The organism is Bradyrhizobium sp. USDA 4516 (assembly GCF_054055915.1).
The window spans coordinates 8655830-8676445 of record NZ_JBSRXT010000001.1 but is presented as its reverse complement, the minus strand read 5'-3'; the positions used below and the strand labels follow the sequence as shown (position 1 = coordinate 8676445).

Here is a 20616-nt window from a genome sequence, read left to right as displayed (position 1 = left end):
ACTTCTGTCGCGTGCACCTGCGTGCCGTAACCTCGATCGTCATGCCCACGATATCATCCAACAAGCCCTATCGCGTCGGCCGTTCCCGTACCGGTCTTGGTCTTTTCGCCACCAAGCCGATCAAGAAAGGCACCAAGATCATCCGTTATTTCGGGCCGTTGCTCGACTCGAAGAAGAAGGATGAGGACGCGATCGAGAACAAATATCTGTTCGAGCTCACCAATCGCTGGACCATCGACGGCTCGATCCGCGAAAACGTCGCCCGCTACATCAACCATGCCTGCAGGCCGAACGCGGAATCCGACGTTCGCCCACGCAAGCGCAAGGTGTTCATCCGCGCCATCAAGGACATCGAGCCGGGCGACGAAATCAATTACGACTACGGAACCGACTATTTCAAAGCCTATCTGAAGCCGATCGGCTGCAAGTGCGATGCCTGCGAGAAGAAGCGCAAGAAGAAGCGCGCGGAGGCGAGGGCGGAGCGGGTGCGGCTGAAGGAAAGAGCCGAGCGGAAGGCACAGCGCAAGGCCGAGAAGCTCGCCGAGGAGCGGGCCAGACAGCGGAAGGCGAAGAAGGCTGCCAAAGCAATCGGCAAGCTCGCCAACGGCACGGCGCTGAACGGCAGTCACCTCAATGGCCATAGCCTGATCAACACGGCGGGCAAGAAGGCTGCCTCGTCGAAGCGCGGCACCGCTCGGGCGCTGAACGCCTGATATCCGGGACGAGGTCTCTCTAGCCGCTCGGCCGGTGCGCCGCGCGTGGCAACGGAGAATTGCCGAAATCCAGCGTCGAGCGCTGGATGATCGTGCCGTGCTCGTCGATAACGAGACGGAAACGCTTGCTCCCCGAGAAGAATGTGAGGCGATGGCGCCCCTGATCGGCGTCGAGCCCGCGCTCCGAGCGCGTCGTGATTGCGCCCGAGCGCATCCCGGCCTGCAGCAGCGGAACCGCGATGCCGAGGCCTTCGGCGACGATGTTGGCGTCGACCTCGAACGCGCCGTCCGAGAATGTGATCGTCGTCATGATGCCCTCGCGGGATGGCGGACGGGACGCGGCAGGTAGGCGCATTCGGCGAGCGTCGTTCCGTCGAGCTCGCGCATGAAGGCCTCGCGTGCCGCCGCAAGCTTCGCCTTCAGCCGGCAGCGCGGCAGCAGCAGACAATCTCCGCCATCATCCCTGAAACATTCGACCAGCGCGCTGTCGCCTTCCAGCGCACGGACAACCTGGCCGAGGGTGATGGTCTCCGCCGGCCGTGCCAGCGAAAACCCGCCACCGGCGCCGCGCTGGGTGGCAATGAAGCCGGCGTCGGCAAGGTCGCGCACCACCTTGGCAAGGTGATTGCGGGAAATGTCGAACTCGGCCGCGATCTCGCTGGTCGCAAACGACCGGTCCGGCTCGCCGGCCAGCCGCATCAGGGCGCGGAGCGCAAAATCCGTGAACGATGTCAGGCGCATGGAAGCCCTTCGAAATCAGCACTTGGCGGATCAGCTATAGCAGGCTAAATAGGCATTTGAAATACCTATTTAGGATGTAAGCCATGACAGGAGCAGAGCGCCGCGAGCAGATCACCGCCGGGATTGTCGCGCGGACCGGGATCACCGAGGCCATGATCGAGCAGCTGGTGCACGCCTTCTACGCCAGGGTCCGCAAGGACCCGATGATCGGACCGGTGTTCGAGACCAGGATCAGCAATTGGGAGCCGCATCTGGCGCAGATGTGCGCGTTCTGGTCTTCGGTTGCGCTGATGACCGGGCGCTATCACGGCACGCCGATGGTCAAGCATATGCCGCTGCCGATCGACGCCGCGCATTTCGACCGCTGGCTCGAACTGTTCGAGGCGACCGCGGCCGAGCTGTGCCCGCCTGACGCAGCGGCGCATTTCATCGATCGCGCGCGGCGCATCGCCTCGAGCCTCGAGATGGGCGTCGCCGGCGGACAGGGCGTGATGCTGGCGGTCGGCGAGCGTTACAGGCGAAGCGAAGCAGGAGCAGTGCAATGAGGAACAGGGCGAAGGCGATTGCGCGCGCCATCGACGGCGCGTGGTTTCATCAGGATCAGGCCGATCCGTTTTCCGGCAGCAGACTGGTGCCGATGCTGATCATCGGCCTGGCGCTGACCTTTGCCGGCGGTCGTGCTGAGCTGACGGAAACGGCCGCCGCGTTTGCCGCGACGGCCGCTCGTCACATCCGGCATTCGAATTACGCCGCGACCGCCTCGCCGCTGCGGCGCAGCCCGACATATTGCAGCTCGGCGAACACGCCGGTGGCGATCGCCTGGGCGAGGATCACGAGGGTCCCGAAGAGGTTCGGCGACACCGCGCCCGACAGCAGCAGCGCGATGCTGGCGAGCGTCCAGGCCGCGTTGCCGACGACCACCAGCATCACCAGCGGCTTCGGCACCGAAGTGCGCGTGCCGAGCCAGCCGACCAGCGCGGTATAAGCGATCAGGAACAGCCCGGTCTCGCGCAGCAGCGCTTCCGGCAGACCGAGCAGTGATGCCAGCGCGCCGGCGTCGAGCACCATGGCTATGGCGGATACGCCGCTGAAGACGGCGTCGGCGAGCAAGGCGCGGCGCAGCAGCTGGGACGAATGGATCATGGCAGTGTCTCCTCTGGTTGGGATGGGGGTGGTCAGCGGAACAGCGACTGCAGCTGACGCCACAGCCGGAGCGGACACAGCGCCCTGCCGACCCTCATCTCGGCCGCATAGACCTGCGCGAACACGAACACGCCGGTCGCGTGCACGAGCGGCTGCGGCATGTTGAGCGAGCGCGCCAGCAGCCAAGTGGCCAGATGGACCAGCCACGGGAGCAGGACGGCGAGGACGCGGACAAGGGACAGCATCAGCATGGTCATCTCCTGTGCCGTGGAAGATGAGCCGGCCAGCGCGCCAATTCGATTACCTCAGGCGTAATGGAACGGGCGAATTCCGCATGGTAGGTTTCGCATCATGAACGCACATGCATCCATGGCGCGGGCCGAGCCCGCAAAACCCGTTCCGATCGGCGAACACCTGCGCGAGTGGCGGCAGCGCCGTCATCTCAGCCAGCTCGACCTTGCCGTCGATGCTGAGATCTCGGCGCGGCATTTGAGCTTCGTCGAGACCGGCCGCTCGGCGCCCTCGCGCGACATGGTCCTCAAACTGGCGGAGCGCCTCGACGTGCCCCTACGCGAACGCAACGTGCTGCTGGTCGCCGCGGGTTTCGCGCCCGCATTCCCGCAACGCTCGCTGGATGATCCGGCGCTGAAATCGGCGCGCGAGGCCATCAACCTGGTGCTGAAGGCGCACGAGCCCAATCCGGCGCTGGCCTATGACCGGCACTGGAATCTGGTCTCCGCCAATCGCATGGTGGCGCCGCTGCTCGAGGGCGTGCCGCAGCGGCTGCTCGGCCAGCCCTTCAACATCCTGCGGCTTGCCTTCCACCCCGAGGGCCTCGCGCCGCGCACCGTGAACCTCGCGGAATGGGCGGCGCATCTACTGGAGCGGCTGCATCGGCAATGCGAGGCAACGGCCGATCCGGAGCTGCTCAAGCTCTATCAGGACCTCAAGTCCTATCCGATCCCGGCGCGGTCGGCCCCGATCACCACCGACAACAACGTCGCGCTCCCCTTCAAGCTCCGCCTCAATGGCGAGATCCTGAGCTTCATCTCGACCACCATGGTGTTCGGCACGCCGGTCGACATCACGCTGCAGGAACTGGCGCTGGAGACCTTCTTCCCGGCCGATGAGCTGACCGCCGAGCGGATGCGGCAGATGGCAGCCAGTATGAAATAGCGGCTTGTCTCGGGACGCTTTCGGCCTACCTTTGGGGTTCCATTTCCGCCGGGAACCCCGCCATGAGCGATCTGAAGCCGCTTCGTCTCGACATCGTCTCCGATGTCGTTTGCCCCTGGTGCTATATCGGCAAGCATCGGATCGAGGATGCGCTCAAGCTGGTGCCCGATGTACCGGTCGAGGTGCATTGGCGGCCGTTCTTCCTCAACAACTGGGTGCCGCGCGAAGGCATCAGCCGCGAGGAATATCTCACCGCCAAGTTCGGCTCGGTCGAGGCCTACAAGGGCATTGCCGGCCGCGTGGTCGCCGCCGCCAATGAGGAGGGGCTCACCTACCATCCCGAGCTCGTCAAGCGGCAGCCCAACACGATCGACTGCCATCGCCTGATCCACTGGGCCGAGGCCAGGGGCAAGGCGGCCGAGATGAAGCAGCGGCTGATGGAGCTGTATTTCCGCGACGGCGGCGATCTCACCGACAGCAACGTGCTGGTGCAGGCGGCAAGCGATGTCGGGCTCGATGTCGACGACGTGCGCAAGCGTCTTGCCACCGACGAGGATGTCGCCCTGGTCTCGGCGCAGGCCCAGGAGGCCGCCGAGAAGGGTATTTCCGGCGTGCCGACCTTCGTGTTCGCGCAGAAATACGCGGTGTCCGGCGCCCAGCCGGCCGAGCAGCTCGCCCGCGCCATCCGCCAGGTCTCGGCCGAGATCAACACAGAGGCTGCGGAGTAGTCCACAATCCCTATCGAAAGCCCGGCTCATGCCGGGCTTTTTCGTTTGCCCACATCATCCATCGGAAACAATCAGGGGAGACCACCATGATCTATGAGCTGCGCACCTATACGGTCCGTCCAGGCGCCGTCGGCGAGATGGTGAAGGCGGCGAGCACGATCTCGCGCGATATCCGCGCCGACAATTTCGGCAAGCTGGAAGGCTACTGGATCACGGAGATCGGTCCGCTCAATCAGGTCATGCACATGTGGAGCTACGCCGATCTCAACGAGCGGACGCGGCTGCGCGCCGAGCTCGCCAAGAACCCGCGCTGGACCGGCGAGTATATTCCGGTGATCCGTCCGCTGCTGGTGCGGCAGGAGGTGCGGCTGCTCAATGCAATCATCCCGCCGGTGGCGCCGGCGACATCAGGCAACATCTACGAATTCCGCAACTATCGTGCCAAGCCGGTCGGCGGCGCCAAGCAATGGCTCGATCTGATCACCGGCGTGATGCCGGAGCGCGAGAAATACTCCAAGATCGTTGGTCTCTGGACCACCGAGGCCGGGCAGCCCAACGAAGTCTGCCACATCTGGGCCTATCCCGATCTCAACGCCCGCGCCGCCGCACGCGGCAACGCGATGAAGGATCCGGCCTGGCTGGAATTTTTGAGCAAGGGCACGCAGGTGCTCGAGGAGATGCACTCGACCATCATGCTGCCGGCACCGCACTCGCCGTTGCAGTAAGGGGAGGCGCTGGTCGCGCCGCGTTTCCCAATGATGCGCCGAGCGCGAGACAGAGAGGCCGCCGGTTGAGGCGGCCTTTTCGTTTGCCGTCAGGATGTCGCGAGCGCCGGCAAAAAGCCCCATCCGATGTTTCCATCAGATGAGGCTTTCGAAGCAAGGGCGCGCGCCGTCTGAGAACCAGCGCGCCGCAACGCTAGTCGGGCCAGCTGACACCAACCTGACGGCAGCAGTCACTTGTTTCCCGATGTGTCTGCATGCCTACGAAAGGGTAAACCGCATTATCCGGGCTTGCCGCGCCGGCTGCGGATGAAGCGGACGGCGCCGCGCGCCCCTTCGTAGGCGAAGTTGTTCAGGGTCAGCGCGGCGTGAATGGCCGGCACCAGCGGATCGCGGCGCCGCAGCGGCAGCAAGACGTCGCCGATCGCGAAGCGGCCGCGCCAGATCGGGTCGATCATGGGGTGGCCCGGTGCCGCGGTGGAATCGGCCGAATTGATCGCGGGATCGGCGCAGAGATGGCGCGTCAGCTCCAGCGTCAACTGCGTGCCGGGCGAATGTTTCGCAAAGCGCTCGTCGACGCCGATCTTGAAGAAGAAGGCGCGGTCCTGGTGACGCACCACGATGCCGCCCGCGACCGGCGTGTCGCCCGCATGCAGCGTGATGATCTCGCAGCGGCCGGCTTCGGCCATCGTCGACGTCGCGCGGCGGATGAAGGCCGCATCGCCGGCATGCTGGCTCAGCGCCGTGCCGCGCTTTCCCTTCCAGCCACCGGCTTCGAGGACAAGGAAAGTCTCGAGCGCCGTCGCAACCTCGCGCGGCGTGCGAGCGACATCCAAGCGCACCGCGCCGTGGTCGGACAGGCGATGATGCTGGCGGCGCAGCTCCTTCAGCTTCTTGGGCCCCAGCGCGTCGCGCAACAATTCGTCGGCATCGCGCGTCGCATCCAGCTGGGCGCGCTGGTAGGCGCTCACTATGCGCGGCTGCAACCCGTCTCGTGCCAGCACCGCGCGGATCGCCGCCATGGCCGGCCCCTCGAGCGACATGGTGCGCAGGATCAGCGCATGCGCGCCCGCATTGCGCGCCTGCCGCAGCATCTTGTCCACCGCTTCCTCGGCGGCGTCGCGGTCGAGCAGCGGCGTGCACAGCGTGCCATAGGGTTCGGCGCCGACCAAAGCGGGCAGGGGAATCCGGTAGATCCGCCGCATCGGAACGACCGGCAACAGCCCGATCAGTTGCCCGGCATCGCCGGCGGCGCTGAGCAGCGCCGCGCCGGTGCGGCCGCGCGCGGAGGCATCGACCGCCAATTCCCAGTCCGCCTGATAGTAGCCATTGGCCTCGATCGCGCGCGCGGCAAGCGCGCGCCATGCATTGAGCGGCGCGGCCGACAGCGGCGGCAAGGTGCGATCGTCCGTGGCATCCTTGCGCGATGCACGGTGCATCATTGCTTGGTCAGCAATATCGGCCACGTCCTTGTTTCCCCACTCCGCGAGGCTGATTGGCCTTGCGTTCGTCAGGGCAACGCTAGCGGAAAGAAATGGAAAATGCCGTTGAGGCCATCAGGCAATTTGAGCGGTCGTGTTAACGGGCCGTTCAACATGCCGGTGTGCGGCGGCCCGGCCGGCTCAAGCGCTAGGGTTTGGCGCCCCGCTGCGCTTCCGCCGCAACGGTGCTCTCGACCGGCTCGTAAGTCTCCGTCACGCAATTGTCGTCGGCCCCGACCTGCCGGCGATCGAAGATCGAGCCTTCATTGATGAAGACGCGATAGGTCTGCGTCCCCAGCGGCTTGCCGATCACCGATGTCAGTTCGGCGCGCACGCAGGCGGTCCAGCCGGTGCCGCGCGGGTCGTGCAGCGGGGCGGAAACCCGCACATGGGTCGGCTGTGAGCCGGCCGTGAACACTGAATCCAACTTGCCGGCGACCAGCCGTTTGACGTCCGGAGGCGTCTCGAGCGGCGCCGGCTCGGCGGCCTTGACCTTCAAGGCCTCCGGCCACACCGCGTGGCTGTCCGCCAGCCCGCAGCCACTCAATATTAAGGCGACGCCGGCCAGCAGCGCCGCCAGATGTACTTGTCCCTGTCCCATTCAGCGCATTTAATGTGCCGCCGTCAGGATTGCGCCCCCTGGTGGCGCTGAATTCGCGTGAGGCGGCGCTTTGTCGATCAACAAATGTCGAGCGACAAGTTATCGTTGGGGTAGAGGTATTACCGGATGTTGCTGCGGCGGCGGGGGAGACAGACTGACATGAAACGCTTCACGGTTGCTGCCGTCATCCTGGCGCTGCTCGCGACACCCACCCTGGCCCAGGGCCGGCGAGGGGGCGGTGGAGGCGATACGAAGACGGAGCAGAAGCCCAAGGTCGACGAGAAGGCCTACAAGGCCGCGCTCGATCGGATCCCCGAGCCCAAGGAGAAATACGATCCCTGGGGCGTCACCAAGCCGGCAGCGGATCCGGCCAAGAAACCGAGATAGCCGGGCTCACGACTCGGCAGCCATTCGACCGTCGTCGGTCGGCAGTACATTGCCGCACGGCATGAACCTTGGCCTGACGGCCTCCGACCCATCTTCGATATCATTGTCGGAGGCCGCCATGCTTCGCCGTTCGTTCCTCAGCCTCATCGTTCCGGCAGCGATCCTGCTCGGCGCCGTGCCGGCGTCGGCGGAAAACCGGCTGGCGCTGGTGATCGGGCAGTCGGCCTACAAGTCGGTGCCCGCGCTGCCGAATCCGGCCAACGACGCCAAGGCTGTGTCGCAAATGCTGACCGATGCCGGATTTGCGGTGACGGCCGCATCGGACCTGTCGCAGGACGAGATGCGCGCACGGCTCAGCGATTTCGCTGGCCAGGTGGCGGCGAAAGGCGCCGATACCGTGGCGCTGGTGTTCTATGCCGGGCATGGCCTGCAGATCGACGGCGAGAACTATCTGGTGCCGGTCGATGTCGATCCGAAGCGCGAGGCTGATATCCCGATCCAGGCGGTTCGGCTCAACGACGTCCTGAATACGCTCACCTCAGTTCCGAGTCGGATGCGCATCGTGCTGCTCGATGCCTGCCGCAACAATCCTTTCCCGGAGCTCAGCAAGACCGCGGGGCACGGGCTCGCCATCGTCGATGCCAGGGTCGGCGCGCCCGGCACGTTCGTGTCGTTCTCGACCTCGCCGGGAGCGGAAGCCGAGGACGGCAGCGGTGCCAACAGCCCCTACACCACCGCGTTGCTGGCCACGGCCAAGGAGCCGGGCATCCCGATCGAGGACACCTTCAAGCGCGTTCGCCTGGCGGTGAACAGGGCAACCGACGGTCGCCAGACGCCGTGGGACTCGTCCTCGCTCACCGACGACTTCCGTTTCATGGCGGGTGCGGCGGCATCGCCCGCAGTGACGCCGCCGCCGGCCGCGGCCAAACGCACCGTCGACGAATGGAAGCGCGAGTTGCAGGGCAAGCCGATCGAGGCCGCGAACGAACTGATGGTGGTCGATGGCTCCGACGAATCCTATGAGGCCTTCGCCGCGATCTTCGCCGGCACGCCGCGTGGCCTGCAGGCGCGCGACTGGCTCGGCCGGCATCGCCGCATGGTGGCGTGGAATAACGCTGTTCTCGCCAACACGGCCGCGGCCTATCGCGGTTTCCTCGCGCAATATCCTGACACCGACCTGACAGCGACCGCGCGCAAGATGATCGAACGGCTGCGCTACCGTCCCGATCCGGCGCCCGCCGTCGCGCTCAGCGTGCCTGCGACCAGCGTCGCGCTGGCGGCGCCGACCTGTCCCTGCAACGCGGCGCCGCCGCAACAGCCGCTGCAGCAGAGGGCCAATGCGCCGGTGAAAAAGCGTGCCGATCCCGATCCGCCGCGGCGCGCGGGCAAGCGCCCGCCGCGCGTCGTCGTTGAGGACGACGTCGTGGTGGTGCGCCGTCCGCCTCCAACCGTGGTCTACGAGCCTGCCGGACCGCCGATCGGAATCGGAATCGGGATCGGCATCGGCGGCGGCGGTGGTGGTTATCGCGGCAACTACGGCGGCGGCTATCGCCGGGGTGGATACTGACGCGACGATCGCGTAAATGCTTTCCCGCATGAGATGCGGCGCCCGGTGATCGCATCCTGGGGGAGGACGCGATGCAGTCGCTGTTTTGCCTGCTTGCCGCGCTGCTGCTGTGTGGTCAGCCGGCGCGCGCCTGGGAGTATTGGGGCGGCGACCGCGGCGGACAACGCTTCTCGCCGCTGACGCAGATCACATCAGACAATGTCGGCAAGCTGCTGCGCGGCTGGGAATTCCGCACCGGCGATCTCGATACGCGCCCGCCCGAGGTCATGAAGCGCACCAAGTTCGAGGTGACGCCGCTGTTCGTCGAGGACAGCCTGATCCTCTGCACGCCGTTCAACGAAGTGATCGCGCTCGATCCCGGCACCGGTGCGCAGAAATGGCGTTTCGATCCGAAGATCAGCATGGCGCAACGGCCGGCCAATCGCTTTGTCTGCCGCGGCGTCGCGTACTGGACGGATGATCGCGCGGCGGAAGGCGCCGCCTGCAAGTCACGCATCTTCACCGGCACCAACGACAGGCGCCTGATCGCGCTCGACGCCAGAACCGGCAAGCCTTGCGCCGATTTCGGCAACGGTGGCGAGATCAGGATCGACGTTGGCATGAAGCTGGAATGGCCGGGCGAGTTTCAGATCACGTCGGCGCCGGTGACGGGACGCGGCGTGGTCGTGGTGGGCTCCGCGATCGGCGACAACCGGCGGGTCGACGCGCCGCTCGGCGCGGTGCGCGCCTTCGATGCGCGAACCGGACAGCCGCGCTGGAGCTTCGATCCGCTCGTGCACAATGGCGTCGAGGCCGGCCACAGCAATGTCTGGGCGCCGATGTCGGTGGACGAGGAGCGCGGCCTGGTGTTCCTGCCGACGACATCGCCCAGTCCGGACTTCTGGGGCGGCAAGCGCCCCGGCAATGACGAGCACGCCAATTCCGTGGTCGCGCTGCGGATCGAGACCGGCGAACTCGCATGGGCATTCCAGACCGTGCATCACGACGTCTGGGACTACGACCTGCCGGCGCAGCCGACGCTGGCGCGGATCGACACCGGCGATGATCAACGCGACGTCGTGATCCAGCCGACCAAGCAGGGCTTTGTGTTCGTGCTCGATCGCGACACCGGCAAGCCGGTGTGGCCGGTCGAGGAGCGCGCGGTGCCGCAGAACGGTGCCGAGGGCGAGAGGCTGTCGCCGACGCAGCCGTTCCCGACCCATGTGCCGCCGCTGCTGACGCAGCGGATGACGGCCGACGATGTCGCCGGCCTGCTGCCGGGCACCAGGAGCTCGGCTTGCGAGACGCTGCTCGCGCAATCCCGTAATGAGGGCCTTTACACGCCGCCGTCGACGCAAGGCACCGTGATCTATCCGATGACAGGCGGCGGGGTGAACTGGGGCGGCGCGGCGTTCGATCCGGTCAATCAGCTCCTCTACGCCAATGTCAGTCATGCGGCGCACATCGTCACACTGATTCCGCGCGACCAGGCCAAGGGCTTCAATCCGCCGCCGGGTCATGAATTCGGCCAGCAGGAAGGGGCGCCGTTCGCGATGTCGCGGGCGCTGGCGAAGTCGGCGGTCGGGTCGCCCTGCAACAAGCCGCCATGGGGCGAGACGGTGGCGGTCGATCTCAAGGCCGGCAAGATCCTCTGGCATTCGTCGGTCGGCACCAGCGAGGATCTCGCGCCGCTCGGCATCGCGCTCAATACCGGCACGCCGCTGGTCAACGGCGTCGCGATCACCGCGGGCGGCCTGGTGTTCACCGGCGCGATGGATGCCTATCTGCGCGCGTTCGATGCCAGGTCGGGAAAGCAGCTGTGGCTCGGCCGGCTTCCGGTGCCGGGCGTCGCCAATCCGATGACCTATCTCTGGAAGGGCGAGCAGTACGTCGTGATCGGCGCCGGCGGCCATTCCGAAGCCGGCACCTCGATCGGCGATAGCGCGGTGGCGTTTCGCCTGCCGCGTCAGGGCGAGGGGGCATCGTTGTGGACCCGCCTGATCGATCGGCCCGGCGGGCGGTTCACCGCCAAGGCTGTGGCCGCCGGTCTCGTGCTCGTCGCCCTCGTTGCGCTGTTCTGGCGCCGGCGGCGGAGCCGCCGCTCGCGATCCGCTTAGGTGCTCCCTGCCGCAGTGCGCGCCGCCAAAATATCGAAAACAACCCCATGCAAAGGTGCCGGCAGCTGCCGGCGTTCGAAAAGCAACTTGACACGTCGGGCAACTCAGGGTTACTTTTCTACTATTCCGAAATAATGCAAGCGTCGCCTCGCTCCGCTAAAGCGCGATGAAGTCAGGTTGAATCGGCCTGGCGGCATTCGCTGCATCTCCTCCCGCAACCGGAGAGGGAGCGCAGGTTGTTCGCGGATGCAATTGAACCTGGGGCGTGGACCCGTAAATCCGGGACATCGCTTCCGAGACGAAATGCGGACACGCCGCGCAGACCGCGGGGATGTCACCTTGCGGACCAACTTCGCCGCCTCCGATTGGTCCCGTGTTGGGTGCAGTCCGGATTTCTCATCAACGATCCTCGATCGCCACATTTGACCCATCTCGGACATTCGGTAGGGTTGCCGCGGGTCGGTTACAGGCTTCTCGCACGAGCGTTCGCGCGCCATCGCTCGGGGAGGCTCTGCGGCGTGGCGGCCGGTTTCCACTGCAGGGACACGACCCCCAGTTGTCGAAGACCGTGTTGAAGCTCCCGGACTGGTACGAGAAGTTCTCGCCCGCCGGCCAAAAGTAGCCGGCATCGGCTGCGTAGGTAAAGAGCGTCCAGGTATGGGGCTTCTTCCAGAACGCGTTGCCGCCGTCCGGGTCCCCGTCGAGGGCGCTGAAGTCGAGGAAGAGCCAGAGAGGTGCATTCTTGGTGCCGAGGTTCGTATCCGGCGAGTTGAACTGCAGCGCGTTCCAGTAGATCCCAGGTCCGGCTCCGGGATCAGCATCGTCCACGAGCTTCTGCAGCCGCCAATAGAAGCTCGCGTCGCCGGTCATAGTGGTCTCGCCGGTGAACGTGATCAGGCCAGCCTGCGGGCCTGACTGGATGATGCCGCTGATCGAGGTGGTCCCGCTGATTGTTCCGCTCCCTTGTAGCATGCCGCCGGGAGCAGGCGAATCGGTGCCGGTCGCTGCAATGGTGACCGGGCCCGAGACCGTCCCACCGTTCATGAACAGTGTGCCCGACTCGCCGACAACAATCGCGCCGGTCACCGTGCCGGCGACCTCCAGCGTCGCCGCGTAGGATACCAGCACCTCGCCGGCACCCGTTGCTGATCCACCGGTACCGCCGGCAATCAGCGTACCCCCATTGACCCTGATCAGACCGGAAAGCATGCGGCTGCTGTCTGCGCTCAGGGTCAGCGTGCCGGGACCGAAGATCGTCAGGCCCGCCGATCCCTCGATGGCGGCTGCGATCTGCGAACTACCGCCGGTAGCATTGGTGTAGATCAGGCCTTCTGCCGCGCCGAACGAAAGGCTCGCAGTAGCGATGCTGCCGCCGTTCATGATGAGGCCCGCGGCGTCGCCGCTCGCCTGGCTTCCGACCAGAATGCTCGCATCGCCGCCCGTAATCGCCCCGCCGTTCACTTCGAGCGCCGCCACCTGCGGCACACCGCCGCTCTCGACCGCCTGGCTGTCGACGACCTCGTAGACGGCATCGGCCGGAACGTCGTTGATGCTGACATCGGTCGACGACACGGTCGCCGCGCTCGCGAAGCCCTCGGAGGGCGAATAGGTCAGGAACTTGCCCGAGCTGGCCGCGTCGTCGTCCTCTCCGAGAATGTAGGGAGCGACGATCCCGTTCATAATGATGGGCAGGTTTGCTCCCGTTCCTGCCACGAACACCTGTTGCGTCAGCCCAAGCTGGGCCATGCCGCCGCCCGGCACGATAACAAGCGTTCCGCCGGAGTTGCGGACAATGTTCGTCAGGGTACCGTCGTCATTGCCCCCGATTACGACGCGATAGTTGCCGCTTCCGGAAAGTTGCAAGGCGCCTCCCGTAGAGCCGATGACGAACGTCGCCAGAGATCCCGAGGCGATCTGCACATCGACCGTCGCGCCGTCCGAACGAAGCTCGAGTATTCCGCCGTTCGTCACCGTCACTCTGAAGCTGCCAAATGGTGTGCCCGATGTCCGGGTACTTGCCAGCGTCCCCGCGCCTACGGTGTTGTGTCCTATCAGCTGGTTTGTGTTGGTGAGCAGGAGCGTGCCTTCGCCGTATTTGTGCAGGCCGCCCAGCCCGGAGATCGGCGCGACGACGGTCAGCGTGCCACCGTTCGTGTTGATGACCTTAGGCTGGTTGATCGTCCAGGTGCTGGGTTCATATCCGGATGTCGAGGGCAGCGCCGACTGCGAGATCGCCCAAGCTTGCCCCTGCCAGAGCACGGCGTAGACGCCCCACCCGGTGAGCGCGTCGGTGACGACCTGGCTGTAGTCTTCGGAGGGTAGCGGCAGATTTTCCAGCGTCCATCCGCTGGGCATTTGCGCGATCTGGACGGTCTGCGGATTGCTAGACGGGAGGTTGGGTACGTTCTCGAACGAGGCGGGGAAAGCGTTGTTGATGGTGATCGTGCCACCCGTCAGGTTCACCGTGAGCGGCGCGAGGACGTGGCCGCCGTTATTTTCCATGTATCCCTTCGTCGTCTGGGAAACGGAATACCAGCCAACCGCGAAATTGGCCAAGACGATCGTCTGCGGACTCTCGGACACGTTCGGGGCCAACTGATCGGCGAGCCACGCGAGGCCCGGATTAGAAGTGCCCGTCAAATTATAAAGATCAGGCCCGATTCCGCAGGCCGACAGATAGTCGGCCATCCCGCTCGTCATGCCGTCCACGAAGCTGCCGCTCTCGCTCGACGTCCGCATCAAGCCCGCGACCACCCTTTCCAGGTTGATCGCCACGGGGTCGTCCTCGCCGTTGTAGACCACAGGAGCAACCTGCGTGAAGCCGTTTGCCGACAGCCAGTAAAGGCCCATGACCATCGACGTCGGGCCGCAATAGGCTTCACCGTCCCCCGGCAGGCTCTGCCCGAAGGGCCCGAAATCGGTCTGGATGATCGAAGGCGTGCTCTTGATGGGGTCTTTCCACATGGGGCTGGTCCACTCCTGTCCGACAAAGGCCACGGTACGCGCTTGACCCGCAGGTTAATGTCCCGTTAATTGCGGGGCACAACTTGTGAATACTTTAGCGTGTCAATACACTCTAAGAGTGTAGAGCGGAATCTTGAAAGTACGCAAGCTGGGTCTCCAGCTTGGCCGGCAGGGACGGCTTAGGAGTTCAAGCGCGGGCGCCGAGCGGCAGCATGTTCATCGTGAGTGGCGCATATCTGCCACCAGCGGCGATGTCCTGCGGCAGGGCATGATACCAGGTGGTGTCGCGGCCGGTCCGTGTAACGCGAACGTCTACTTCTGAGGCGTGCTGCGAATCCTGGAAGTGGCACGTTTGAGATATGGCGACCGGCTCTGAAGATGTCCGTTCATTGGGGTAGACCGGAAGTACCCGACTGATTGCTAAAACGGCGCCTTTGACCCGAAGCGGACTATCAATGTTTGACGCGCTCGATAGCTAGCGACTGGAGAAGCGAGATGTCGCTCATTTTATGCCTACTCGCCATTGTGCTAATCGGCATTGCCGGATGGGGTTTCATGTCCGTCATGAGCGAGCTGGGAAAGTGGTATCCCCAAGAGCCGGCGGATACGATTTCCCGCAGGTTCGAGGTTGATGGCTTCGTCTGGAGCTCCCGCGCTCCGCGCGCACTGCGCCGCCGGTTTGTTGTGACACAGGCGTGCGCAATCCCTGCGTTTCTGTGCTTGGCGGCACTTGTTTGGCTGAATGAGACAAGCCCTAATGTCCGTGTCTGGGGGACGATAGCATTCTGTTCTATGTCACTTTTCCTTGCCGGCTCTCTTACCTGGAAGGTCATTCGGCGCGGAGTGTGATCGCGCCATTTTTGAACCGCAGGACTGGTATTGGGCCCTGAGCGGACATTCACCACAGCATCGCCGGTATCGGCTTTTGAGAGCGACACCGACCTCGCTATCCCCGCTCGCATACACTGGATTCTCGACTACACGCCCTGTTCTCATCACGCTTTAGCGCGGGCGCCGTCGCAAATCAGAAACACGAATTCTCAATCCGTGCAGCGAAGCGATGTGCGGACTGATTTGCGCGATGCCGTGCTTGCGTTCGGCGCGACGCTTCGCTTACGAGGTCGCGAGCGGAGCCGCCGGGCTTCCGTCGACCTGTTCATTTTCAGATCATTGCCCATGGAGATTGCGATGAAGATCACTGCTTCGATCATGCTCGCCGCCGCGCTCGCTCTGTCGTCGGCACCGGCCTGCGCCACCGTCCTCGATCTCTCGACCATGACCTGCAAACAGTTCGTCGAAGGTGGCGACGACACCATCAAGATGGTGCTGGTGTGGATGGACGGCTGGTACAAGGGCGACTCCGACGAGGCGATCATCGACACCGACGTGTTCACCGAGAACGCCAAGAAGTTCGGCACCTATTGCGGAAAGAATCCGACCATCAGCATCGTCAACGCGGCGGAGGCCGTGCTCGGCAAGTAAATCTTGCAGCGTGATTGGCCTGAACCCTCATGGTGAGGAGCGTGGAACGCGTGTCTCTGTACGATGCTTCGCATCGCCAGGCGAACCGTGAGGCCGGGCTGGTAGCCTCGTCCTTCGAGACGCCTGCTGCGCAAGCTCCTCAGGATGACGGGATTGAAGGCGGGACAACATGTCCGACGTCGTCCCTGCGAAAGCAGGGACCCATAACCACAGGGTTCAATTGTTGAGGAAGGCTGTGGCCGCAGCCCTGCGCAACAATGGTCTTCGGTGGTTATGGGTCCCGGCTTTCGCCGGGACGACACTGAATGTTTGGTGCCGCTCCTCGGTCATACATTCACATCCTTCAGGATGAGATAGACCGGCCATGATGCGAGAGGCCTATCCCGGCAGCATCGCGAACGCGCTCGACACCATCGCCACCGGCTTGTTGTCGGTGGCGGAGGATAGCGTGACGCGGCCGAAGCTCATGGTGCGGCCGAGCCGGACCACGCGGGCGTCGGCCAGCACGTCGGACGCCGTCACCGCGCGCATGAAGTGCGTGGTCTGGTCGACCGTCGTCATCGGCCGATAGCCCTTGTTGGCCGCGAGGTTGGCGAGCACCATCGCGGTGTCGGCGAACGCCATCAAGGCCTGGCCGCAGACGATGCCGCCATTGCGGCACAGTCGCTCGGAAAACGGCATGCGCAGGATGGCGCCGGGCTGCCAGTCGGCATCGCCGCCGGCAGGCGGCGCGATGTCGAACTGCTCGATCGACAGATTGAGGTCCTGGACCCATGGCGCAAAGACGTCGCCGAGCACGCGTTTCGCGTCGTCGATCCCGAATTCCCCGGCTTGCTGCTGCATGACGTCCCGTTCCTCTGTTGATCCTATATTGCTCTAGTTGCGCGTGACATGCACGCGTGGCGTCTTGCCGTCATTCCACTTGCCGTCGATCGCCCGTTCGATCTGGGCGGCGAGCTGCAGCAACAGCCCGTCACTCGCTTGCTTTCCGATCGCCTGGATGCCGAGCGGCAGGCCGTGCTCGTTGGTCGCGAGCGGCAGCGAGATCGCGGGGATGCCGCAGAGATTGGCGAGCGGCGTGAAGGCGAAGTTGCGCCAGAGATTGCCGAACCAGTCCAGCACCGACGGATTGTCGCTGATGGTGAGATACTCCTTGGTGCCGACCTTCGGCGTCGGCAGTGCCGTGATCGGCGTCAGGATGATGTCCCAGTCCTCGAAGAAGGTGCCGAAGCCGCGCGAGGTGGTGTTGAAGACGGCCTGCATGCGGGCGCGATCGGCGAAGCTGAAGTCGCGGCCATGCTCCCAGATGCGGATGTTGATCGGCTCGATCAGCTCCGCCGGCGGCCGCTCGAGGCCGCGCGCGGCGAGCATGTTGCCGATCACGACGGCGAAATTGCTGATGTAGCAGGTGGTCTGTGCCGCGAAGGCATCCCGGTAGTCGATCGACGGCAATGCGTAATCGACCTGATGGCCGAGGCCTTCGAGGAAGCGGCCGACCCGTTCGAGTTCGGCTGTGATGTGCGGGGTCGCGCGATAGTCGCCCCAGGTGTGCGACAGCGCGATTCTGAGCCGGCCGGGGTCGCGCGCGATCATTGCGGCATATGGCTCGGGCGAGGTCCAGAACGGCATGAACTCGCCGGGCGCAGGTCCCCGGCAGGCATCGACGAAGCCAGCGGTGTCGCGCACCGTGCGCGACTGGCAGCCCTGGATCGAGACCAGCCCGGTGAGATCGGACAGATGCGGCGCGAGCGAGAACACGCCGCGCGAGACTTTCAGGCCGATATTGCCGTTGACCCCGGCGGGAATGCGGATCGAGCCGCCGCCGTCGGTCGCATGCGCGATCGGCACCGCACCGGCGGCGACCATCGCCGCGCTGCCTGCCGACGAGCCGCAGGTGGTGTAGTCGGTGTTCCAGGGATTGCGCGTGACATAGACCGCGGGATTTTCCGCCGAGCTGCAGACCCCGAACTCCGGCGTCGTGGTGCGGCCGATCAAATTGAGCCCGGCCTTGCGCATCTTCGCCGTCAGGAAGGTGTCCGCCGCGGCGCGATTGCCGCGCATCATCAGCGAGCCCATCTCCTGCAGCCGTCCCTTCAGGGTCGGGCCGAGGTCCTTCATCAGGAAGGGCAGGCCGGCGAACGGGCCGTCGAGGTCGGCACCGTCGCGCGCCGGATCGGCGATCACATCGTCGAACAGCTCGACGACGCCGCAGAGCGCGGGATCGACCTTGGTGACGGCGCTGGCTGCCTGCGACGCCAGCTCACGGGGCGTCAGCTCGCCGGACCTGACGCGCTCCGCGAGCGCCGTCCCGTCGTGCTGCGTCCACTCGTCCCAGCTCATCGCCAAAGTCATTTGATCGATTCCTTCTCTGCTTTGTTGCGCAGTGTAATTTGCGCGGCCGCCCGGTCAAACCAGTGCGCGCCGGCAGCCCGTCCGACGCGTGCTCGCGCTCCGACGCGCACTGCGCTGCGCTCCGACGCGCACTGCGCTGCGCTGCAAGTGCCGTGCCCGGCTTGAAAATGCCCCAGTTTCGGCGCCCAGTCGCCTGCTCGCGAGTGGTGGGGGCGTACATGTTCCGCAGGTTGATGGTGCTCGGCGGCGTGGTTGCGATCGGGCTTGCGCTCAGCGGTTGCACGCGCTGCGGTCCGATCTGGGACGACTGGATGCAGTCGCCGAAATCCTGCAAGTCAGACCATCTCTAAGGGCATGATCCGGAAAAGTGGAAACCGGTTTTCCGAAAAAGATCATGCTCAAACAAAGAGATGAGAACATGATGCGATTCCGCGGAAACGCATCATGTTCGGGGCCGGAGCAGGCGCGCTTGGCGGCGGCTTTCTTGCGGTGATATACCGCCGACGAAAACGCAGGGAGTGTTCTTATGAGAGTTTTGAGCGCAGTTGCGGTTGCGGTGCTGTTGTCGGCGCCGGCCTATGCGCAGATGCCGAACGTCAACCTGATGCCTGAGGTCAAGACCAGGACCCAGGAGGAGAAGGAGCAGGACGCGGTCAGGGACAAGGCCTACAAGGACTCGCTCAGCAAGATTCCCGATGCCAAGGGATCGTCCGATCCCTGGGGCGTCGTGCGCAGCGATCCGCCGAAAGCGGCCGCCCATCCCGCCAAGCCGAAGACCAAGACCGGAAGCTCGGCGCAGCCGGGAAGCGCCGCGCCGCGCAGCCAGTAACGCCCATTCGGGGCGACGTCGTCCGTCTCCCGCAGACTCGGATTCTCCCGCCGCCGCCCCTATATTGGGGTGTCGTCAGTTGGTCCGGAGTTGCGGCATGGTGTCTCGTCCGCGCGATCTCGCCAGCCGGATGGCCGAGCGGCGAAAGCCGGACGACGGCTATCTGCGCGAGACCTTCAGCCTGCCACGCGATCAGGCCCGCGTGAGGGCGCGTGACTTTCTCAAGCGCTACCCGAAGGCGGCCTATATGAGCGCCGTCGAGAGCTGGCGCGAGCTTCCCGGCGGCGACATCGAGTTCACGATGCGGCGGCTGGCCAGCGCGGACTGAAGCGTTTTCGAGCGAAGCGGGCGCCGGTTCGTGTGTTCTAATTTTAATTAGAACCGAAGCTCTGCAGGCCAGCGCGTCAGGGCACCGGGGCGTGCACGATAGACTGTGCCTCAGTCCCCATTGCTGCCGCGGGTCCGTTCCCGCCCCAGATTGTTCAGCTCGCGATCGATCCGCAGCTGCACGCGGCGGATCGCCAGAAGATCGAGCTTTGCTTCGGTCTTGCCAGTGAAGACGCGATCGCCGATCTGGAAGCGCCATGTCCAGACGCCGGCCATCAGCTGAGTGACGCTGAACTCGATGCCCCTGTGGATCATCTGTATCGGTTCCGCGAAGGAAGGGCGGTTGTCGATATTTAAACCATTAGTTGTAGTAATGATCAGCACCCGTAAAAAGATCGTGTGAAAGGCCGCGCCCGTTCGGGCCGTCGTTGTGGATTCCGGAAAGGATTCGTCCGCCGGCAGCGTCGCCACGGAACGGTCGCCAGCCATGTTGCCTGCCCGCGCCGCGCAATTCGCGTTGCTTGGAGCAGGCCAATGTTACGAACACTGGCGGAACCCGAGTCTTCCGTCGAACGCTACGGAGTTTTTCCAGGGCTCAGGAGGGGTACGAAGGTAGTATGCAGATTGTGCCAGCCGTTATCGGACGCCGTCGCGCCTGTCACGTTAACTTGTTGATTATCAGGGGAACTTCGGGCGCAAGGCGCGTCGCACGGCCGGAACTTTGTTCTTGGCCGGAGAACTACGGAATTTTAAACGGCCCCAACAGGGGGCCGCCAACCCGTCCCGGAGGCGGGTTTTCCTCCAGCAGTCGGGGGGCTACCTGTCTGGCTGGGGGCCCCCAAATAAGGGCACTGCCGGGTCAATTGTTCCAGTAAAGATTCCGCGAGAACAGATCGCGACCCGCAGGAAATTATGGGGCCAGAACATCTGAGGGCCTTCTCAGTAGTCCTACCGAGAACATCGGCTAACCCTTGGTTACGACGGGGTTAAAGCCAAGCCGGCCACTCGAAAAATCAAAGCAGGCCATTGTGGATGGAAACAGGCCGGCACCGGTCTGTTGGTGCTGTCCTAGTTGGGACACTCGCTTGGGGAAATCAGGACACTCATTCACTTATGCAAATGCCCTTCCGCGCCATGGAGGTTCTAGCTTGAGGTGGGGGTGTCCAGAATCTTTCCCTACCCCACGGGCGCTCCTCGGCCTCAGCCTCCCTGTCGGGGTGCTGGGGCCGTTTGTTTATGTAGAATCCAGTTCGGCTGGGGCCGCAACACTCGGAGTGGTCCCTGCCCAGTGGCGGCGCGGTGAGGCG

The 20616-nt window shown here is 64.7% G+C and carries 22 protein-coding genes; 12 read left to right on the top strand and 10 right to left on the bottom strand.

The genetic code is table 11. The features are described from left to right. Positions 1-41: 41 nt before the first annotated feature. Positions 42-713: an SET domain-containing protein gene (locus tag ACVI1L_RS40335; RefSeq protein ID WP_057018454.1), complete on the top strand. Its 672-nt coding sequence runs from the start codon at positions 42-44 to the stop codon at positions 711-713. Positions 714-732: 19 nt separating this feature from the next. On the opposite strand, the gene ACVI1L_RS40330 is transcribed toward ACVI1L_RS40335, so the two are convergent. Together ACVI1L_RS40330 and ACVI1L_RS40325 are read right to left on the bottom strand one after the other, a co-directional pair. Next, entirely contained in the window at positions 733-1023 is a 291-nt protein-coding gene (locus tag ACVI1L_RS40330) for a DUF6522 family protein (RefSeq protein WP_057018349.1), read from the bottom strand. Then, the gene (locus ACVI1L_RS40325) at positions 1020-1454 is read right to left on the bottom strand and encodes an RrF2 family transcriptional regulator (protein ID WP_057018350.1); all 435 of its coding nucleotides are present in this window, start codon (positions 1452-1454) and stop codon (positions 1020-1022) included. The genes ACVI1L_RS40330 and ACVI1L_RS40325 overlap by 4 nt, the downstream gene beginning before the upstream one ends. A gap of 83 nt (positions 1455-1537) precedes the next feature. On the opposite strand from ACVI1L_RS40325, the gene ACVI1L_RS40320 reads away from it, so the two are divergent. Continuing rightward, complete coding sequence (locus ACVI1L_RS40320) at positions 1538-1999, top strand: group III truncated hemoglobin (protein WP_456785350.1); 462 nt, start codon at positions 1538-1540, stop codon at positions 1997-1999. Between the two features lie 199 nt (positions 2000-2198). Here the strand turns inward: ACVI1L_RS40320 and ACVI1L_RS40315 are convergent, their stop codons facing one another. Beyond that, positions 2199-2597 (bottom strand): hypothetical protein, encoded by a 399-nt coding sequence (locus tag ACVI1L_RS40315; RefSeq protein ID WP_253623708.1) that lies wholly within the window; start codon positions 2595-2597, stop codon positions 2199-2201. A gap of 32 nt (positions 2598-2629) precedes the next feature. Beyond that, a complete protein-coding gene (locus tag ACVI1L_RS40310) occupies positions 2630-2854 on the bottom strand; it encodes a hypothetical protein (RefSeq protein WP_456785349.1) in 225 nt (74 codons plus the stop codon). A 94-nt stretch (positions 2855-2948) separates the two neighbouring features. Here ACVI1L_RS40310 and ACVI1L_RS40305 point away from each other — a divergent pair, with 94 nt between their 5' ends. From ACVI1L_RS40305 to ACVI1L_RS40295, 3 genes are all read left to right on the top strand, one after another. Continuing rightward, positions 2949-3773, top strand: a complete 825-nt coding sequence (locus ACVI1L_RS40305; RefSeq protein WP_038385984.1) for a helix-turn-helix domain-containing protein — start codon at positions 2949-2951, stop codon at positions 3771-3773. Positions 3774-3835: 62 nt separating this feature from the next. Then, a complete protein-coding gene (locus ACVI1L_RS40300) occupies positions 3836-4501 on the top strand; it encodes a DsbA family oxidoreductase (protein WP_168854962.1) in 666 nt (221 codons plus the stop codon). A gap of 86 nt (positions 4502-4587) precedes the next feature. Beyond that, complete coding sequence (locus ACVI1L_RS40295; RefSeq protein ID WP_168854961.1) at positions 4588-5226, top strand: NIPSNAP family protein; 639 nt, start codon at positions 4588-4590, stop codon at positions 5224-5226. A gap of 278 nt (positions 5227-5504) precedes the next feature. Here the strand turns inward: ACVI1L_RS40295 and ACVI1L_RS40290 are convergent, their stop codons facing one another. Beyond that, positions 5505-6689, bottom strand: coding sequence for a GNAT family N-acetyltransferase (locus ACVI1L_RS40290; RefSeq protein WP_456785348.1), 1185 nt, complete (start codon positions 6687-6689; stop codon positions 5505-5507). A gap of 163 nt (positions 6690-6852) precedes the next feature. Then, positions 6853-7305, bottom strand: a complete 453-nt coding sequence (locus tag ACVI1L_RS40285) for a hypothetical protein (protein ID WP_456785347.1) — start codon at positions 7303-7305, stop codon at positions 6853-6855. Between the two features lie 159 nt (positions 7306-7464). Here ACVI1L_RS40285 and ACVI1L_RS40280 point away from each other — a divergent pair, with 159 nt between their 5' ends. The 3 genes from ACVI1L_RS40280 to ACVI1L_RS40270 all read left to right on the top strand — a co-directional run bounded on the left by ACVI1L_RS40280 (position 7465) and on the right by ACVI1L_RS40270 (position 11355). Further along, a complete protein-coding gene (locus ACVI1L_RS40280; protein ID WP_456785346.1) occupies positions 7465-7692 on the top strand; it encodes a hypothetical protein in 228 nt (75 codons plus the stop codon). A 118-nt stretch (positions 7693-7810) separates the two neighbouring features. Beyond that, positions 7811-9259 (top strand): caspase family protein, encoded by a 1449-nt coding sequence (locus ACVI1L_RS40275; RefSeq protein ID WP_456785345.1) that lies wholly within the window; start codon positions 7811-7813, stop codon positions 9257-9259. Between the two features lie 71 nt (positions 9260-9330). After that, positions 9331-11355: a pyrroloquinoline quinone-dependent dehydrogenase gene (locus tag ACVI1L_RS40270; protein WP_456785344.1), complete on the top strand. Its 2025-nt coding sequence runs from the start codon at positions 9331-9333 to the stop codon at positions 11353-11355. Positions 11356-11754: 399 nt separating this feature from the next. Here ACVI1L_RS40270 and ACVI1L_RS40265 read toward each other — a convergent pair whose 3' ends face one another. Then, complete coding sequence (locus tag ACVI1L_RS40265; protein ID WP_456785343.1) at positions 11755-14319, bottom strand: hypothetical protein; 2565 nt, start codon at positions 14317-14319, stop codon at positions 11755-11757. 1188 nt (positions 14320-15507) lie between these two features. Here ACVI1L_RS40265 and ACVI1L_RS40260 point away from each other — a divergent pair. Further along, complete coding sequence (locus ACVI1L_RS40260) at positions 15508-15801, top strand: HdeA/HdeB family chaperone (protein WP_456785342.1); 294 nt, start codon at positions 15508-15510, stop codon at positions 15799-15801. Between the two features lie 378 nt (positions 15802-16179). On the opposite strand, the gene ACVI1L_RS40255 is transcribed toward ACVI1L_RS40260, so the two are convergent. After that, on the bottom strand, positions 16180-16644 hold the full coding sequence (locus ACVI1L_RS40255; protein ID WP_225164349.1) for a PaaI family thioesterase: 465 nt from the start codon (positions 16642-16644) through the stop codon (positions 16180-16182). 33 nt (positions 16645-16677) lie between these two features. Then, positions 16678-18153 (bottom strand): amidase, encoded by a 1476-nt coding sequence (locus tag ACVI1L_RS40250; protein ID WP_456785341.1) that lies wholly within the window; start codon positions 18151-18153, stop codon positions 16678-16680. Between the two features lie 218 nt (positions 18154-18371). Between ACVI1L_RS40250 and ACVI1L_RS40245 the strand changes: the two genes are divergently transcribed. From ACVI1L_RS40245 to ACVI1L_RS40235, 3 genes are all read left to right on the top strand, one after another. Further along, the gene (locus tag ACVI1L_RS40245; protein ID WP_155262436.1) at positions 18372-18503 is read left to right on the top strand and encodes a peptidylprolyl isomerase; all 132 of its coding nucleotides are present in this window, start codon (positions 18372-18374) and stop codon (positions 18501-18503) included. Between the two features lie 176 nt (positions 18504-18679). Next, positions 18680-18982 (top strand): hypothetical protein, encoded by a 303-nt coding sequence (locus ACVI1L_RS40240; RefSeq protein WP_076828393.1) that lies wholly within the window; start codon positions 18680-18682, stop codon positions 18980-18982. A gap of 97 nt (positions 18983-19079) precedes the next feature. Beyond that, on the top strand, positions 19080-19310 hold the full coding sequence (locus ACVI1L_RS40235; RefSeq protein WP_016848527.1) for a hypothetical protein: 231 nt from the start codon (positions 19080-19082) through the stop codon (positions 19308-19310). 110 nt (positions 19311-19420) lie between these two features. Here ACVI1L_RS40235 and ACVI1L_RS40230 read toward each other — a convergent pair whose 3' ends face one another. Then, positions 19421-19624, bottom strand: coding sequence for a hypothetical protein (locus tag ACVI1L_RS40230; RefSeq protein WP_076828394.1), 204 nt, complete (start codon positions 19622-19624; stop codon positions 19421-19423). Between the last annotated feature and the right edge of the window lie 992 nt (positions 19625-20616).

Bases quoted from the DNA above. Each gene is read 5' to 3' on its own strand.
- ACVI1L_RS40335 (WP_057018454.1), top strand. From the start codon at position 42: ATGCCCACGATATCATCCAACAAGCCCTATCGCGTCGGCCGTTCCCGT.
- ACVI1L_RS40330 (WP_057018349.1), bottom strand. From the start codon at position 1,023: ATGACGACGATCACATTCTCGGACGGCGCGTTCGAGGTCGACGCCAAC.
- ACVI1L_RS40325 (WP_057018350.1), bottom strand. From the start codon at position 1,454: ATGCGCCTGACATCGTTCACGGATTTTGCGCTCCGCGCCCTGATGCGG.
- ACVI1L_RS40320 (WP_456785350.1), top strand. From the start codon at position 1,538: ATGACAGGAGCAGAGCGCCGCGAGCAGATCACCGCCGGGATTGTCGCG.
- ACVI1L_RS40315 (WP_253623708.1), bottom strand. From the start codon at position 2,597: ATGATCCATTCGTCCCAGCTGCTGCGCCGCGCCTTGCTCGCCGACGCC.
- ACVI1L_RS40310 (WP_456785349.1), bottom strand. From the start codon at position 2,854: ATGACCATGCTGATGCTGTCCCTTGTCCGCGTCCTCGCCGTCCTGCTC.
- ACVI1L_RS40305 (WP_038385984.1), top strand. From the start codon at position 2,949: ATGAACGCACATGCATCCATGGCGCGGGCCGAGCCCGCAAAACCCGTT.
- ACVI1L_RS40300 (WP_168854962.1), top strand. From the start codon at position 3,836: ATGAGCGATCTGAAGCCGCTTCGTCTCGACATCGTCTCCGATGTCGTT.
- ACVI1L_RS40295 (WP_168854961.1), top strand. From the start codon at position 4,588: ATGATCTATGAGCTGCGCACCTATACGGTCCGTCCAGGCGCCGTCGGC.
- ACVI1L_RS40285 (WP_456785347.1), bottom strand. From the start codon at position 7,305: ATGGGACAGGGACAAGTACATCTGGCGGCGCTGCTGGCCGGCGTCGCC.
- ACVI1L_RS40280 (WP_456785346.1), top strand. From the start codon at position 7,465: ATGAAACGCTTCACGGTTGCTGCCGTCATCCTGGCGCTGCTCGCGACA.
- ACVI1L_RS40275 (WP_456785345.1), top strand. From the start codon at position 7,811: ATGCTTCGCCGTTCGTTCCTCAGCCTCATCGTTCCGGCAGCGATCCTG.
- ACVI1L_RS40270 (WP_456785344.1), top strand. From the start codon at position 9,331: ATGCAGTCGCTGTTTTGCCTGCTTGCCGCGCTGCTGCTGTGTGGTCAG.
- ACVI1L_RS40265 (WP_456785343.1), bottom strand. From the start codon at position 14,319: ATGTGGAAAGACCCCATCAAGAGCACGCCTTCGATCATCCAGACCGAT.
- ACVI1L_RS40260 (WP_456785342.1), top strand. From the start codon at position 15,508: ATGAAGATCACTGCTTCGATCATGCTCGCCGCCGCGCTCGCTCTGTCG.
- ACVI1L_RS40255 (WP_225164349.1), bottom strand. From the start codon at position 16,644: ATGCAGCAGCAAGCCGGGGAATTCGGGATCGACGACGCGAAACGCGTG.
- ACVI1L_RS40250 (WP_456785341.1), bottom strand. From the start codon at position 18,153: ATGACTTTGGCGATGAGCTGGGACGAGTGGACGCAGCACGACGGGACG.
- ACVI1L_RS40245 (WP_155262436.1), top strand. From the start codon at position 18,372: ATGTTCCGCAGGTTGATGGTGCTCGGCGGCGTGGTTGCGATCGGGCTT.
- ACVI1L_RS40240 (WP_076828393.1), top strand. From the start codon at position 18,680: ATGAGAGTTTTGAGCGCAGTTGCGGTTGCGGTGCTGTTGTCGGCGCCG.
- ACVI1L_RS40235 (WP_016848527.1), top strand. From the start codon at position 19,080: ATGGTGTCTCGTCCGCGCGATCTCGCCAGCCGGATGGCCGAGCGGCGA.
- ACVI1L_RS40230 (WP_076828394.1), bottom strand. From the start codon at position 19,624: ATGATCCACAGGGGCATCGAGTTCAGCGTCACTCAGCTGATGGCCGGC.